A 12,566-nucleotide genomic window follows, 5' to 3' on the forward strand; every position below is an offset into this window, starting at 1 on the left:
ATCAAGGGGTGGACGGTTGAGGATTAGTCTTGGTGACAATCGCTTCAACCTGAGCCTTTTGCTCCTGAGTATCCACAGATGTAACCGCCCAACGCAGGGGTTCTCCCTGTTTTTGCAGTTCCGTCTCAATCGCTTGATGGAGTTGTTTGGGTGACTCCTGGAGGTCAATTTCAGCAGTAATGAAGTGAGTCGTCATTTTTTAGTGGGGTAAATTACAATACAATGATGAATTGTCAAGGGGTACATATCTGGGTGGATGTCAACGCAAGTAGGTTGGGTTGAGGAACGAAACCCAACACCATCGCACTTCTGGAACATTTTCTGTCCTGACATGCTCCCCAAATGTTTCCCCATCAGGGTGAGTTGAGTCAAGTTATCAGTTTCTTACCAAACGTTATCGGTAAAACCCACCCCGACAATCCTGTGTCCTCTCGGCTGCCTCAAGAAGGTTGACCGAATTGGCGATCATAAACCTCGTCTTCCTTACCGGATTCCACTTTCAGATTGGAGCGCGGTAAGGCGATACAAAGCAAGACATACCCTTCCTCTTGCAATGCCGGTCCAAGTCCCATCCCTTCGCTTTGATCAACAGAACCCTCAATGATTTTAGCGGCACAGGTTGTACAAACGCCAGCATTGCAGGAATTGGGTAAATCTATCCCTTGTTCCTCCGCAGCCTGAAGAATCTTTTTGTCTTCTGAGACTTCTATAATGTGGGTTGTACCTTGGTGATTGATTTCGACGGTGTAAGTCTTGGGCATTATACCTCTTAGCGGCTTTCCAGGTTTACTTTCCCGGTGCGGGAAAAAATATTGACCGGGATTATTTTAACGTTTGGTGCCGGATTCCCGGCTATCCTTAAGTTTATTATGAGACCGATACTCTAGATTCTCATGGTTGATCCGATCGCATCCTCTCGTACTCACCCTGCTGAACCCTCCCTCCCGCCGTCTTGGAACTATGAGGCGACAGTGGCTCAGGTTGAGACGATTATTGAGCAAATCGAACGGGGGGAACTGGAATTAGCCGAGGTATTTGACCAATTTGCCTCAGCTGTCGAGTATTTGCGTCAATGTGAAGCCTTTCTGCAACAGCGACAACAGCAAATGGATTTGTTGATTGAGACATTAACCGATGAGTCAGATTCCCAGACTTGATCTCTAACTGTTTGCTCATCTGTTCGATAACTAATTACCTTGTTCAATCTAGCGTTTTTGGATTGGGTGGTGTACATTACCAAGGGTGCAAGCCTTGCGCCCCTACAGATTTTCTGTAAGGTGGGCAAGAGTCATAAACCTTGAAGCTTGTTATATCTTGCATCTGGCGATTAGAAATCACCGCTACACAAACAAAACCCACACCTACGTGGGTTAAAATCTAACTTGTTTAATTGTATTAATTATTCAGGTTTATTTCTGATTAGTTGATGCAAAAGAATGTCTAATCACCCCCAAGGGAGAGAAGGGCTTGATGCATCAGGATGTTGTTCTGGAACTTGAATTCCAGGAACCCAAATTCGTAATCTGTCCCATATATGGCGCAGTGTCATATACACTTCTGTAATATCAGTAATCTCAGTTTGAGCATCAATTTGATCTACCTGAGCTTCTGCTTGCTCACACATCTGCTTAAGCTGCTCAATAACCCTCTGCCTATCTTGTGAAGATCTTGCTCCCTGAAAATTATCTCGAATGAAGATAAAAATTTCAGTAAAAATTGGAATCACGGAAGATGAATCAATAGCACATGAAATTGTGTCCGAATATCCCCACCAAATAGCTCCTATGTCTGCCGCTGCTCTACCGAGTTCAGTTGCCGTATGACAAGCAAAAGCATAAACGGTACGTTGACTTAGCAGTTGTACATCATGTACATTATCACAGGACAAAGCTACATCCCCCTTGTGACCTTTCAAGGCATTACGAACACCGTGACACATAGCAAAGACAGGCAATAAATCCGCTTTAGACAATACGGCGATAAGTTCTTTGCGTGTTGCTTTCTTTTCAAAAATTGTGACACAATCCTCTGTTATAATTAGCTTTGCAATAGCGATATTTGCCTCAGTAGATGGATCATAAGCCGGAACAAATACAATCATTCAGATTCTCTCCGATTCGCTTTTCGCTTCATAAAATCTCGTGCTACTCTAAGTACATCTGATGCATATTGCTGACCAATCTCTGTACCTTCTTCAATTTGCTTTCGGAGTTCTCCTGCTGTAAAAAGCTCTCCTGTTGCCGTTTTCCAAATGACTGTAGTTGCCGGAATGATTTCCCGAATAAGCCCAGCAAAAACATCCCGACTAATATTACGGGAAACACTTTCAAAATGAGGTGTTGGTTGGTCAGCTAATAAGCGATCAATACCTTGTAAAAAGTTCCGCAGTGAAGGTGATCTTGCCTCCGCTCTATCAATATTTATATCTTTCACAAATTGCCAAGAACTAATAGTCTTGCCAAAAGCTAGTTCTGCATGACTTTTTGGACTTTTAATGTCTTCGGGTAACGGCAGTGCAGGTGATACTTCAATTCCCCATTGAGTTTTGGCGTTTTCTATAGCTGTAATCTCATCGGCAAACAGCCAAGCCTCAACTTCTGGAACAGCACAAAAGACTCCTACAGAAGGATATCCTAACCGTCTGTTAGCCTTGTCTAAAGCCTCTGGAACGCTTGCTGCATCACAGTTAACTAAAACAGCACAACTTCTTGTAATACCAGGAGGTAATCCTTGCAAGAAAGCTTTGAGGTTACTTTTAGCAACTGCATTTATTTTAATCTTATCTAGAGGATAATTAGCCGCTTCTAGAATCCAAGATATAATATGAATGTGATTTCTATTCTCAACAATAAGTTGAATTGATCCATCTTGCATAGTATCATAATACCTTAAATTAAAAACTTAAATTATAACTAAATCATAGGTTTAGTTATTTTTGCCATAACTTAAGCATAGCAAGATTGGTATATCCTGATCAATGGGCGTGACGAATTAGACTTATCTGCTAATTAGCTGACAATACTATATCTAGGGGTTTATGTCCTCAATTAGCGATCTCAACTACCACATATAGGGATTCTCTATATTTGCTGAACAGGTCTAGAGCTAATTTGAGCAATCGCTACTCACGCCAATAGATTATCAACCGCCACACTAAACCCCTCTAACACCTGCTGCGTTTTAACAACATCACCATGATTAAATAAAACCTGTTGCTGTTCTGTAATCACTAAAACCCATTGACTTTCCGGAAACACTAACCAAACTTCCTGACATCCTGATCGCAGATACTCTTTGACCTTACTAAAAACCTCTTCCGCCCCATCTGTTGGTGAAATAATCTCAGCAATTAAGGGGAAACTTTGAGATAAAACCGTAAAATCGCCAAATTGTTCCACCAGTTCCGGAGTGAGGTAAGAAACATCGGGACGACACCCCCGTTCTCCTGTCCAACAAGCTGATCCCGTGTAAACATGTCCTCCCTGACTACTGAATATTTGATGATTGATCCAATATCGAGCTAATCGTGCTTGAATTCGACCCTGTTTGGCGTTGATTCCTTGCTTCTCCACCAATTGCCCATCTACCCATTCTGTATGGTCAGGGGGATTTAGCAAATAGTCTTCGACAGAGAAAACTGGAGACTCAATCTGAGACTCCTGGGAATTCGCGATCGCGTATGCCATAATCATCCATTATCCTTTGCCACAATTATCCCCATTATCCGTAATTTGAGGAGTAACCCGTCACCCCCAACAAAGGAAAAATGACAAAGGACAAATGACCATTAAGCCAACATTTCCTGCGCCCGCTTAATATTTTTACGAACCGATTCTGCTGACGTATGCAGGGCGGCGCGTTCGGTATCAGTGAGGTTAATTTCCACAACTTTTTCCACACCTCGACATCCTAACCGTGTGGGGACACCAATAAAAATATCCTTTAAACCATACTCCCCATCCAGATAGGATGACACAGGTAAAAGTCGCGACTGATTATGTAAAATTGCTTCCACCATCGCGCAAGTCGAGGATGCAGGCGCGGAATACGCCCCCCCAGTTTTCATCAGATTCACAATTTCTGCGCCACCATGACGAGTCCGATTTACCAAGCGCTCAACTGTTTCCTCATCCATCAGTTCAGTAATCGGAATTCCTCGCACTGTGGAGTAGCGGGGTAAGGGTACCATTAAATCGCCATGACCCCCCAAGACTAACCCACTGACATCCGCAATCGATACACCTAACTCCATAGCAATGAAGGTTTGGAAACGGGCAGAATCCAGCATTCCTGCCATTCCCATCACCCGTGACACGGGTAATCCTAATATTTGCCAGACCAAGTAGGTCATCACATCCAGGGGATTTGTGACCACAATATAGAGCGCATCGGGCGATCGCGCGATCGCTTTTTCTGCCACCTCAACCGCAATCTTGGCATTAATTTTGAGTAAATCATCTCGATTCATCCCCGGTTTACGAGGTAAACCCGCCGTGATGATCACCACATCAGACCCGGTGGTATCCATATAATCATTGGTGCCAATAATCTCACGATTGTGACAATCCATCCCCTGTGCCTGCATTAAATCCAGGGCAATGCCTTGGGGAATACCGGGAACAATGTCTAAAAGTACCACATTTGCCAAATTGCGTTGGGCAATCCGGTGCGCCAAAGTGCTACCGACGTGACCCGCACCAATCACGGTGACGCGGTGATCATTGCAGGCGATAGGTAAATTAGAAGAAAATGCCATGGCTATAGATCGGTTTTGCGATCGCGACTATACAACTGGCGTGGCACAGCTAACATGGCGCAATTTTACAGCATTTTTGGGCGCAAGCCTGGATTTTTGACCAGGCTAATCGAGCAAATTAGACGTGTCACGCTACTACTTCACCCAGTGACTTCGAGTTGGTCGAGGCGAAACCAAATATTCGGGGTCGGTACATAGAACTTGACTAAGGCATACTCACCCCGCGTATCGACCACTTCCCCATCACTTTCAAACAGGTAAGGAGGAAAGCGAATATCACTGGATTTGGCTTCCACACTATTATCCAACTTTTCGCGATTCACGCGCACTAATGATCCTTTCTTGAGCTTGCCTGCCATTATTTATCTCTAATGTCGATATGAGTAAACGCTTCCAAGCCATTATCCCTCATAATTCACGTCTGAGTGTAGGGGCGACCCGCTTATACTAATTACTGCCGTTTACCCAGCGTCAGATTGCCGTGAACCGAAGCCGAGAAAACCACACTCAAAACTTTAGGCGCAGTAGAAATAACACAAGATTAAGAATTTGGAAACCCGCGCAGGCGGGTGCAAGTTTGTGTAGCTGCGGTTTCAACCGCCCAGCCAGTAGGTTGGGTTGAGACTTAAACTGAAATCTTACTTGGTCGTTGGTGACTGGCAGCTTGGGCAAAAATGAGACGAACGCCCAGACAACTTAATCCGCTCAATTGGGGTTTCACAGACGCGACAAGGCTCTCCCGTGCGACCATAGACCCACGCAACCCCACTATAGTTACCATTGACTCCCTGGACATTGAGAAAGCTGCTAAAGGTTGTGCCACCCGCCTCAATCCCCGTTTTTAACACTTGAATAATCGCCTGGTGCAGACGTTCAATTTGGTCTACATTTAATCGGGCGCAAACGGTTTGAGGATGAATCCCACTCACAAACAAGGCTTCATCGGCGTAGATATTCCCCACACCTGCAACCAGGGATTGGTCGAGGAGGGCGGTTTTGATCGAACGCTGAGACGTTTTCAGCTTCTGAGTCAAATACTCTGGAGAGAACGCATCCGAGAAGGGTTCAGGTCCTAAATTTTGCAGCCCCGTGATAATGCGATCGCACTTTTCCCCAGGTGGCACCCACCACATCCGACCAAAGGTGCGTTGATCGACAAAGCGCAATTCCTGTCCTTGAGGAAAAAACAAGCGTACTCGTGTATGCTTCTGTAACGGTTCCGTTTGCCGAATCCATAAAAGTTGACCACTCATCCGCAGATGCACTCCTAACCAGCTAGCATCCCCATTCTCAGAGTGGGTAAGTTGGGCAAGCAAATATTTACCTCGTCGGTGCCAATCGGTAATTCTCGTCTGCTTCACACCCTCCAAAAACGCAGCCACAGAAACAGGGTAGGCGATGGTGCGCGGGAGCAACACATCCCCACCCTGAATATCCTGGGCACAGGTAATTTGCTTGAGACCCAGACGAATTGTTTCAACTTCCGGCAATTCAGGCACGGCTTCGTGTGATACCGTTCCTTTACTTCTTAGCTTTCTTCTTAGCCGCTTCCACGACTATGAGTTCGTTTTCAGCAAAGTTATTGGTATTGATGCCGGCATAGTTGACTTTATCGAAACGGACGATGACAGGATAGATAATGCCGCTCTTGTCTACTGTTGCCACGACTCCCACATCGTTAAACCAGTAGGATTCTTTGCGTTTAATCCGAACTTTCGCGCCGCGTTCTATTTCTGCCATATCAGTTTTTCCCTTACGAATCTAGTTTTACAGCGTACTACTGGATGAGGGGTGTCTGCTTACTCTGTGTTTTAAGTTTTATTACAAAGATGACTTTAAAAGCCCCTTGTTTCCAGATATAGAGGGAGATAGGGCGGGATGGCGGGGTGCGGGAGCATTGTAGAGACGTAGCATGCTACGTCTCTACACCGATGGAACTCCTACTCTCCTACCCTTTTGAGTCTAATCCCGCCATCGCACCTGCACGAAATGAGCCGGTCGTCCCCAGATATCCGAGGTATCGCTAATATCCTCAACAGCCAGATTAAAGGGAATAGCCGTGGTTAGGTAGCGTTGAGCTAGGATACCAATGTCAGGGGCAAGTTGGGTAGCTGTGGCGGTGGCTAGACCTAAACCAATTAGTTGCTCAATCGGACCACGGGGTAGGAGGAGATGGGCGCCTAGGGCAAGTCCAGCCGTTAACATCATGCCAACGGAGAGATTCGTACCGCAACGAGGATGTACAGCTAAATTCCATTCCCCTTGGGTGAGACGGTTCAACGCCAGAGGAACCGCACGTCTTAAGTCTGATAAATTCACCTGACCGTAGAGGTAAAATCCTTGTTCGGTGGATAAACCGCCTAAGGTGTCATTATCCATCTCATGCACGGTGGTGGCTGTACCCGCACGACTACTACCGGGGCGTGACGTATAGTTGACATTGGCTAAATCAGCCAGAACCCAAACCGTAGCATGTTCAAGAGCATGAACCTGACGCAGCATTAACAGTTCTTGTAACCCTGGTACAAAAGGCAGTTGCTTGAGTAAGTCAGTATCTTGGCTGGGATAGGGCGTGGGAAAGTTAAAATCCCAAGTCTGAGCAGAATTCGTATAAGTCATGGCAGGAGTACTCTCAAACTAGCCGATATTCTTTCAACTTTAGCGTTCGTTATTGGGGAAGTGTTGACCCTTCGCTTCGCTAGGCTCAAGGGTATGGCGCGTGAGTGTTGAATTTTGAGTGTGTAAGGGTGGGTTTCACCATTATCGTTTCTGACCTCACAAAAGATGTGACTCGCGCCCGCCCTCATTTCCCCTGCACCTGGGCATCCCCGCACCCTCCGCACCCATAACGACGCGATAAGTTTTGCCGCGATAGAATACCAGGTAAGCATTGCTGTATCTAGACACCGTACATCTTATTCCTCTCTAGTGGTCTCCCCCGTGCAAAAAACGCTCTCGCATCCTCTGGTTTCCCCCGTGCAACAAGAGCGAAGCATCCTATGGCTTCCCCCTTTTTAAGGGGGACGGGAGGGGGATCTATAAGGGGGACGGAAGGGGGATCTATTGGGGGACGGAAGGGGGATCTATTGGGGGATCTATTGGGGGACGGAAGGGGGATCTAAAAGGGAAGATGGGGATCGCAATTTGACAGACGTAGCAGGCTACGTCTCTACATAACTTTTGACGTTTGACTTAACCTCATGAGTAATTTTCCAGACTTATCCAGCCACGGTTTCAGGGTCGTTCGAGAATTAGGTCATAATCGCGCAGGTGGGAGAGTCACCTACCTGGCGGTGCCAATTCCTCCCCTGACGTCAAAGGGAATACTGAAAGAACCCGTTGTGATTAAACAGTTTCAGTTTGCCCAAAGTGAGGCACACTGGTCTGATTATGAAGCCATCGAACGGGAAATTCAAGTGTTACGTGGATTGAATCATCCAGGAATTCCTCAATATTTGGGTTCATTTCAAACCGCAACCGGGTTTTGTTTAGTCCAGGATTATAAAAAAGCCGCGTCTTTAGCTGTTCGGCGTAGTTTTGACCCCGATGAGATTAAGCAAATTGCTGTTTCATTACTCAATATTCTAGTTTATTTACAAAATCGCATTCCGCCGATTAGTCATCGGGATATTAAACCGGAAAATATCCTAGTCGATGATGAGTTAAATGTCTACCTGGTTGATTTTGGGTTTGCCCATATCGGCGGTAGTGAAATTGCCATGAGTAGTGTGGCGAAGGGGACGATTGGGTTCATCGCTCCGGAATTACTGTTTAATCAACAAGTGAGTGAGGCGTCGGATCTCTATGGGTTAGGCGCAACGCTGATTTGTTTACTCACGGGTATTGCCTCAACCGATATTAGCCAGTTAATTGATGAAGACTATCGGATTAATTTTAAACATCGGGTTCCTCGGCTGAGTTTACGTTGGATTGAGTGGCTGCAAAGGATGGTGGAACTGAAACCAAAAGACCGTTTTCTAGATGCGGAAACCGCGTTAGAGGCGCTGAATCCAATTTATGTGATTCGAGTACCAGAGGTGAATCTCAATGTCTCGTGTTTGGAATTCACGGCGAAGAAATTGGGGGAAAAGATAACTAAAAAGGTCATTCTGACAAACTCTGTTCCCGATACGGTATTGGCAAGCCGTTGGCAAATTGCCCCCCATCTGAGTGATCCCCCGCACACGCCTGATTTCCATGAATGGATTTACCTTGAACAAAGTCATTTCGTCAGTAATCAAGTGCTGGGCAAAATTACCGTTGATACGCGCAAGTTGATGGCGAATAAGCTCTATGAGCGGGAGATATTAATTCACAGCAATTCCCATCCGGAAACCCAAAGCTTAACCCTAAAGGTGAAGACAGCACCTGTGCCGATTCCAGCGAAGAAATTACCCTATTTTTCGGTAGGATTATTGATTTTCTTTGCCGCCGCCGCCACCTGGGTGGAAACAATGGCATGGGATGGTATTGTGAGTCATAGTGGCACAGTTGGTGTTGCGATCGCGATTTTCATTTCGGTGTTAGTGGCTCTGTTGGGACTTGTGGCGGCGATTACGTCGGGGTGGATTAGTCAGGGGATGGCAAAGGTGCGATCGCGCTTTGGGGTCAAGGTGAGAGCCCTAGATACCGTGGCTTCCGTTTTTTTTGCAGGTGTCGCGGCGATATTTGCCGCCCGATTTGGCGCTCAATTTCGGGCGACGGATATGGCAATTGCGGCATTTGCGGCGGTGGATGCGGTAGTATTTATGGCGGCATTTGAAGGAGAAGGCGTTGCTCAAAGTTGTGTGCAACGGGGGTTTAGTCAAGGGTTAGCATTTGGGGTTTCTGTCTTATCCGCCGCCTTGGGAATTAGTTTAGGAATGGCTTTAAAGTTAGGGTTTGTCAATGGCATAGTTTTGGGAGCAATTTTAGGCACAGGTTTTCCTTTAGCCACGTTGATTCTTTATCCGCCATTGGATCGGGCAAAACGCATTGCGCGTTATCGGAAATTTGAGCAGGATTTAATTAAACCGTAATCAGAAGGCTGATGAATCAGGGCGGGTTTTGTTGTTCATTTATTGGTTACAAGTAGTTTTAGTCGCTAAACCCGCCCCTACAATTGTTCCTAAATCTGCCCCTACCATTGCCGTGGTACGTCTCGATAGATTCCTATTAAAATACTAATGAAATTTGATGAACTCGATGCCCAAATGCGGGTTTATGAAACCGCCCATGCTCACTACGTTTGGCCGGGATTATTTTCGCTGGCGACAAGCAGATGCCCACAGAAATGCGTTAAACTCTCATAGTTATTGGTGTTTGCGGAAAGATGGCAAAACTGCCAGACAAGCCACAGCTCGGTTAGAACGCTTATCGGTGGCGGATAAAAATGAATTGTTATTCCAGCATGGGATTAATTTTAATCATGTACCGAATTGGCATAAACGAGGGGTAGGATTGTATTGGGAATCCTATCAAAAGCCGGGATTAAATCCCCTGACTGGTGAGACAACCGAAGCAAGAAGAAAACGGATTCGACAGGAGTTAAATCTGCCAATGAAAGACCAATATAGTCAGTTTATTCGCGATTTATTGAGCGAAATTAATCGGTCGTCAAGGCATTCCTAATTCGTCGGGACAGTCGTAATTCGTAGGGGCAAAGCATTCGCGCCTAGATATATCATTGAACTGACCAAATTTTCATCGCGAATGCTTTGCCCATATCCCAGCCATAAGTCATAGATTAGACAAATTGTACCAATGACCCATAACCAATGACCAACCATGAACGATTTCCAAATATTAAAACAAATTTTTAATGCCTTTGATCCCTTTCGCCCGTTACCTCCCGGTGATCCTACCTATGTGGATTGTGAAGAGGTGCGGGGTGATTGTGATATTTTAATTGAACTAGGACGGTCAATTTTATTATCAGATAGAGTTACCTGTAATCTCTATGCCGGACATCGGGGGGCGGGAAAATCTACAGAATTGCTGCGGTTATTAGAAGCATTAAATGAATTTATCACCGAACAGAAGATAAAGCATACTGGATAGGTTATCACCTAAAAACACCGTAGCCAGTAGGGTGGGCATTGCCCACCTGATAGATTGGTAAAATAGTGGCATAAATTTGACAATTAAACCGGGCGCACGTCGGTGTAATGTGCAACTCAATCATTGGTCAATTGGCGATAACCCAAAGATTCGCCGCCTGTTGGCGCAAGATTCCTTAACTGATGAAGAAAAGGAACAAATCCTACAAGCGCTGGATAACTATTTTGAACACCTGAAACAAACCGCAGGTTATCAGTCTCGCGATTTAATTGTGCTGCATCCCGATATCCCCAATCTGGACATAATGCTATCTAAATTTGACCGTTGTCACTACCACACCGAGGACGAAGTGCGCTACATTGTTGCGGGTGAAGGGGTGTTTGGTTTTGTGCGTCCCGATGGTTCTCAGATGGAATTAACCGTGCAGCCAGAAGAATATATTAATGTCCCCGCGAATACAGAACATTGGTTTCATCTCACTCCATCCCGACGGGTTAAAGCTGTGCGCTATTTCACCACGACAGAAGGTTGGGTTCCAGAATATACGGGGACAGCGATTAATTTTGAGGCGTAAATTTAGCCACGGTAGGAGCATAGCACACCTAATTTTATGGATTAAAATTCCGTCCGGAAACCGTAGGGGCGCACTGACGTGCGCCCTTTGCCGACGTGCGCCCTTTCCTGACGTGCGCCCGATTCAATCATAAAAATGATCCCGCAATTTTAGCCGTGTCACGCCTGTAGGGGCGGGTTTAGGAACTAACACGACTTGTCATCCATAAATAAACAACAAAACCCGCCCTCCGCCCTAATTGGGTTTTCATTATCATTGAGTAAAGGGCGACCCGATTCAATTGAGTGGATACAAGTGTTAGTTTGTGCAAGCGGGTCGCCCCTACACGAGATTCAAATGTGACCTAATTTTTCCCAAAAAACCCATTTTTCGTCTTAATCAATTCAATACATCGTTAAATACCATTTAATTCCAGCGATTACACCAAGATGAACAGGATAAAACAAGTAAAACCATCGCGTTTTTATTCCCGCTTTTGCATTATGTAGTAGAATAAATAAGGGTGCAATAACTCCAGCCAATTCGATAAAACCACCCCCAACTGCGACGTAAAGGATATGCAGTGAGATATAAACCAACCACCCTTTTAAATTAAACTCCCCCGGCTTCAACTTTGACATTAGATAGACGATTGGCAGCGTAAAGAATCCTGCCTCGAAACGAGCGGCTATGGCAATCGTGGTAAACAATAAAACAATAGCCGCCTTAAGCAGACCATTATTAACCTGTTTAGCGAGTCGAATCGCCATCACGCCAGCCGCCAGCACGAACAAAATATTCAGGGGAGGCGTTGCTGAGAAAATTAAGGAATAAACATGAGAATAAATGGGTTGTGAGACAACTCCCAGAAGCATAAGTCTAAATACATAATTCCAAATATTTGAAGTGTAGTTTTCCCCTTGTGCCGCTAGCCAAGCAAAGAGAGGGAAGCTCAAACGCCCGAGAGCAACCATAATCGTTACTTCTGGGAAAAATACCCGTCCGACATGATCGATAAGCATCAGCAGACAGGCGATTAATTTAATGTGAAATGAATTTAGCAATTTTAATACTATGTCTTGGTTATACCAAATCTGGGTTAACTACCCCCTGGATAATTCAGTCCGCCCAGGCAACTTAGTTTGTGTGGTTCCGCGATTAAAATCGCCGTGGCTTTCCCGATAGGAGTGGGTTTAGTAGAGTTATCGGTTTTTTCCC

The 12,566-nt window shown here is 45.5% G+C and carries 15 protein-coding genes and 2 pseudogenes; 5 read left to right on the forward strand and 12 right to left on the reverse strand.

Annotated elements, in window-relative coordinates; genetic code table 11:
• Position 1: 1 nt before the first annotated feature.
• Both RLO19_RS13270 and RLO19_RS13275 read right to left on the reverse strand, forming a co-directional pair.
• A complete protein-coding gene (locus RLO19_RS13270) occupies positions 2-196 on the reverse strand; it encodes a hypothetical protein (RefSeq protein ID WP_446357058.1) in 195 nt (64 codons plus the stop codon).
• Between the two features lie 244 nt (positions 197-440).
• Positions 441-761, reverse strand: a complete 321-nt coding sequence (locus tag RLO19_RS13275; protein WP_446357060.1) for a 2Fe-2S iron-sulfur cluster-binding protein — start codon at positions 759-761, stop codon at positions 441-443.
• A 132-nt stretch (positions 762-893) separates the two neighbouring features.
• Here RLO19_RS13275 and xseB point away from each other — a divergent pair, with 132 nt between their 5' ends.
• On the forward strand, positions 894-1,157 hold the full coding sequence (gene xseB / locus RLO19_RS13280) for an exodeoxyribonuclease VII small subunit (protein WP_446336494.1): 264 nt from the start codon (positions 894-896) through the stop codon (positions 1,155-1,157).
• 287 nt (positions 1,158-1,444) lie between these two features.
• On the opposite strand, the gene RLO19_RS13285 is transcribed toward xseB, so the two are convergent.
• The 8 genes from RLO19_RS13285 to RLO19_RS13320 all read right to left on the reverse strand — a co-directional run bounded on the left by RLO19_RS13285 (position 1,445) and on the right by RLO19_RS13320 (position 7,375).
• Positions 1,445-2,101 carry a hypothetical protein gene (locus tag RLO19_RS13285; RefSeq protein ID WP_446357061.1) on the reverse strand — a complete coding sequence of 219 codons (657 nt, stop codon included), beginning with the start codon at positions 2,099-2,101 and terminating at the stop codon, positions 1,445-1,447.
• Complete coding sequence (locus tag RLO19_RS13290; RefSeq protein ID WP_446357062.1) at positions 2,098-2,874, reverse strand: hypothetical protein; 777 nt, start codon at positions 2,872-2,874, stop codon at positions 2,098-2,100. The genes RLO19_RS13285 and RLO19_RS13290 overlap by 4 nt, the downstream gene beginning before the upstream one ends.
• Positions 2,875-3,125: 251 nt before the next feature.
• Positions 3,126-3,692, reverse strand: a complete 567-nt coding sequence (locus RLO19_RS13295) for a Uma2 family endonuclease (protein ID WP_446357063.1) — start codon at positions 3,690-3,692, stop codon at positions 3,126-3,128.
• 95 nt (positions 3,693-3,787) lie between these two features.
• Positions 3,788-4,756 carry a malate dehydrogenase gene (gene mdh, locus RLO19_RS13300; RefSeq protein ID WP_446357065.1) on the reverse strand — a complete coding sequence of 323 codons (969 nt, stop codon included), beginning with the start codon at positions 4,754-4,756 and terminating at the stop codon, positions 3,788-3,790.
• A gap of 140 nt (positions 4,757-4,896) precedes the next feature.
• On the reverse strand, positions 4,897-5,115 hold the full coding sequence (ndhO, locus tag RLO19_RS13305) for an NAD(P)H-quinone oxidoreductase subunit O (protein WP_446357067.1): 219 nt from the start codon (positions 5,113-5,115) through the stop codon (positions 4,897-4,899).
• A 279-nt stretch (positions 5,116-5,394) separates the two neighbouring features.
• Positions 5,395-6,255, reverse strand: a complete 861-nt coding sequence (locus RLO19_RS13310) for a DNA-formamidopyrimidine glycosylase (protein WP_446357069.1) — start codon at positions 6,253-6,255, stop codon at positions 5,395-5,397.
• Positions 6,256-6,277: 22 nt separating this feature from the next.
• Positions 6,278-6,496: a photosystem I reaction center subunit IV gene (locus tag RLO19_RS13315; protein WP_446357071.1), complete on the reverse strand. Its 219-nt coding sequence runs from the start codon at positions 6,494-6,496 to the stop codon at positions 6,278-6,280.
• Between the two features lie 222 nt (positions 6,497-6,718).
• Positions 6,719-7,375 (reverse strand): DUF6391 domain-containing protein, encoded by a 657-nt coding sequence (locus tag RLO19_RS13320; RefSeq protein ID WP_446357073.1) that lies wholly within the window; start codon positions 7,373-7,375, stop codon positions 6,719-6,721.
• Positions 7,376-7,956: 581 nt separating this feature from the next.
• Between RLO19_RS13320 and RLO19_RS13325 the strand changes: the two genes are divergently transcribed.
• On the forward strand, positions 7,957-9,774 hold the full coding sequence (locus tag RLO19_RS13325; protein WP_446357074.1) for a serine/threonine protein kinase: 1,818 nt from the start codon (positions 7,957-7,959) through the stop codon (positions 9,772-9,774).
• A 217-nt stretch (positions 9,775-9,991) separates the two neighbouring features.
• Positions 9,992-10,366, forward strand: a pseudogene (locus tag RLO19_RS13330) (tRNA(His) guanylyltransferase Thg1 family protein); the annotation flags it as partial.
• Here the strand turns inward: RLO19_RS13330 and RLO19_RS13335 are convergent.
• Complete coding sequence (locus RLO19_RS13335; protein WP_446357076.1) at positions 10,363-10,524, reverse strand: hypothetical protein; 162 nt, start codon at positions 10,522-10,524, stop codon at positions 10,363-10,365. The pseudogene RLO19_RS13330 and the gene RLO19_RS13335 sit on opposite strands and share 4 nt — an antisense overlap.
• Between RLO19_RS13335 and RLO19_RS13340 the strand changes: the two are divergent.
• Together RLO19_RS13340 and RLO19_RS13345 are read left to right on the forward strand one after the other, a co-directional pair.
• Positions 10,523-10,759: pseudogene (locus tag RLO19_RS13340) on the forward strand (ATP-binding protein); the annotation flags it as partial. The gene RLO19_RS13335 and the pseudogene RLO19_RS13340 sit on opposite strands and share 2 nt — an antisense overlap.
• 112 nt (positions 10,760-10,871) lie before the next feature.
• Complete coding sequence (locus tag RLO19_RS13345) at positions 10,872-11,369, forward strand: 1,2-dihydroxy-3-keto-5-methylthiopentene dioxygenase (RefSeq protein WP_446357078.1); 498 nt, start codon at positions 10,872-10,874, stop codon at positions 11,367-11,369.
• A gap of 383 nt (positions 11,370-11,752) precedes the next feature.
• Here RLO19_RS13345 and RLO19_RS13350 read toward each other — a convergent pair whose 3' ends face one another.
• Positions 11,753-12,412: a TraX family protein gene (locus RLO19_RS13350; protein ID WP_446357080.1), complete on the reverse strand. Its 660-nt coding sequence runs from the start codon at positions 12,410-12,412 to the stop codon at positions 11,753-11,755.
• Positions 12,413-12,566 lie beyond the last annotated feature (154 nt).

Origin of the sequence: Coleofasciculus sp. G2-EDA-02 (assembly GCF_040226375.1) — a bacterium.
Classification (GTDB): Bacteria; Cyanobacteriota; Cyanobacteriia; order Cyanobacteriales; family Coleofasciculaceae; genus Coleofasciculus.

Excerpts from the sequence above, each read along its gene's own strand:
- xseB (WP_446336494.1), top strand. The coding sequence starts at position 894 with ATGGTTGATCCGATCGCATCCTCTCGTACTCACCCTGCTGAACCCTCC.
- RLO19_RS13315 (WP_446357071.1), bottom strand. The coding sequence starts at position 6,496 with ATGGCAGAAATAGAACGCGGCGCGAAAGTTCGGATTAAACGCAAAGAA.
- RLO19_RS13325 (WP_446357074.1), top strand. The coding sequence starts at position 7,957 with ATGAGTAATTTTCCAGACTTATCCAGCCACGGTTTCAGGGTCGTTCGA.
- ndhO (WP_446357067.1), bottom strand. The coding sequence starts at position 5,115 with ATGGCAGGCAAGCTCAAGAAAGGATCATTAGTGCGCGTGAATCGCGAA.
- mdh (WP_446357065.1), bottom strand. The coding sequence starts at position 4,756 with ATGGCATTTTCTTCTAATTTACCTATCGCCTGCAATGATCACCGCGTC.
- RLO19_RS13285 (WP_446357061.1), bottom strand. The coding sequence starts at position 2,101 with ATGATTGTATTTGTTCCGGCTTATGATCCATCTACTGAGGCAAATATC.
- RLO19_RS13290 (WP_446357062.1), bottom strand. The coding sequence starts at position 2,874 with ATGCAAGATGGATCAATTCAACTTATTGTTGAGAATAGAAATCACATT.
- RLO19_RS13295 (WP_446357063.1), bottom strand. The coding sequence starts at position 3,692 with ATGATTATGGCATACGCGATCGCGAATTCCCAGGAGTCTCAGATTGAG.
- RLO19_RS13275 (WP_446357060.1), bottom strand. The coding sequence starts at position 761 with ATGCCCAAGACTTACACCGTCGAAATCAATCACCAAGGTACAACCCAC.
- RLO19_RS13335 (WP_446357076.1), bottom strand. The coding sequence starts at position 10,524 with ATGGTTGGTCATTGGTTATGGGTCATTGGTACAATTTGTCTAATCTAT.
- RLO19_RS13270 (WP_446357058.1), bottom strand. The coding sequence starts at position 196 with ATGACGACTCACTTCATTACTGCTGAAATTGACCTCCAGGAGTCACCC.
- RLO19_RS13320 (WP_446357073.1), bottom strand. The coding sequence starts at position 7,375 with ATGACTTATACGAATTCTGCTCAGACTTGGGATTTTAACTTTCCCACG.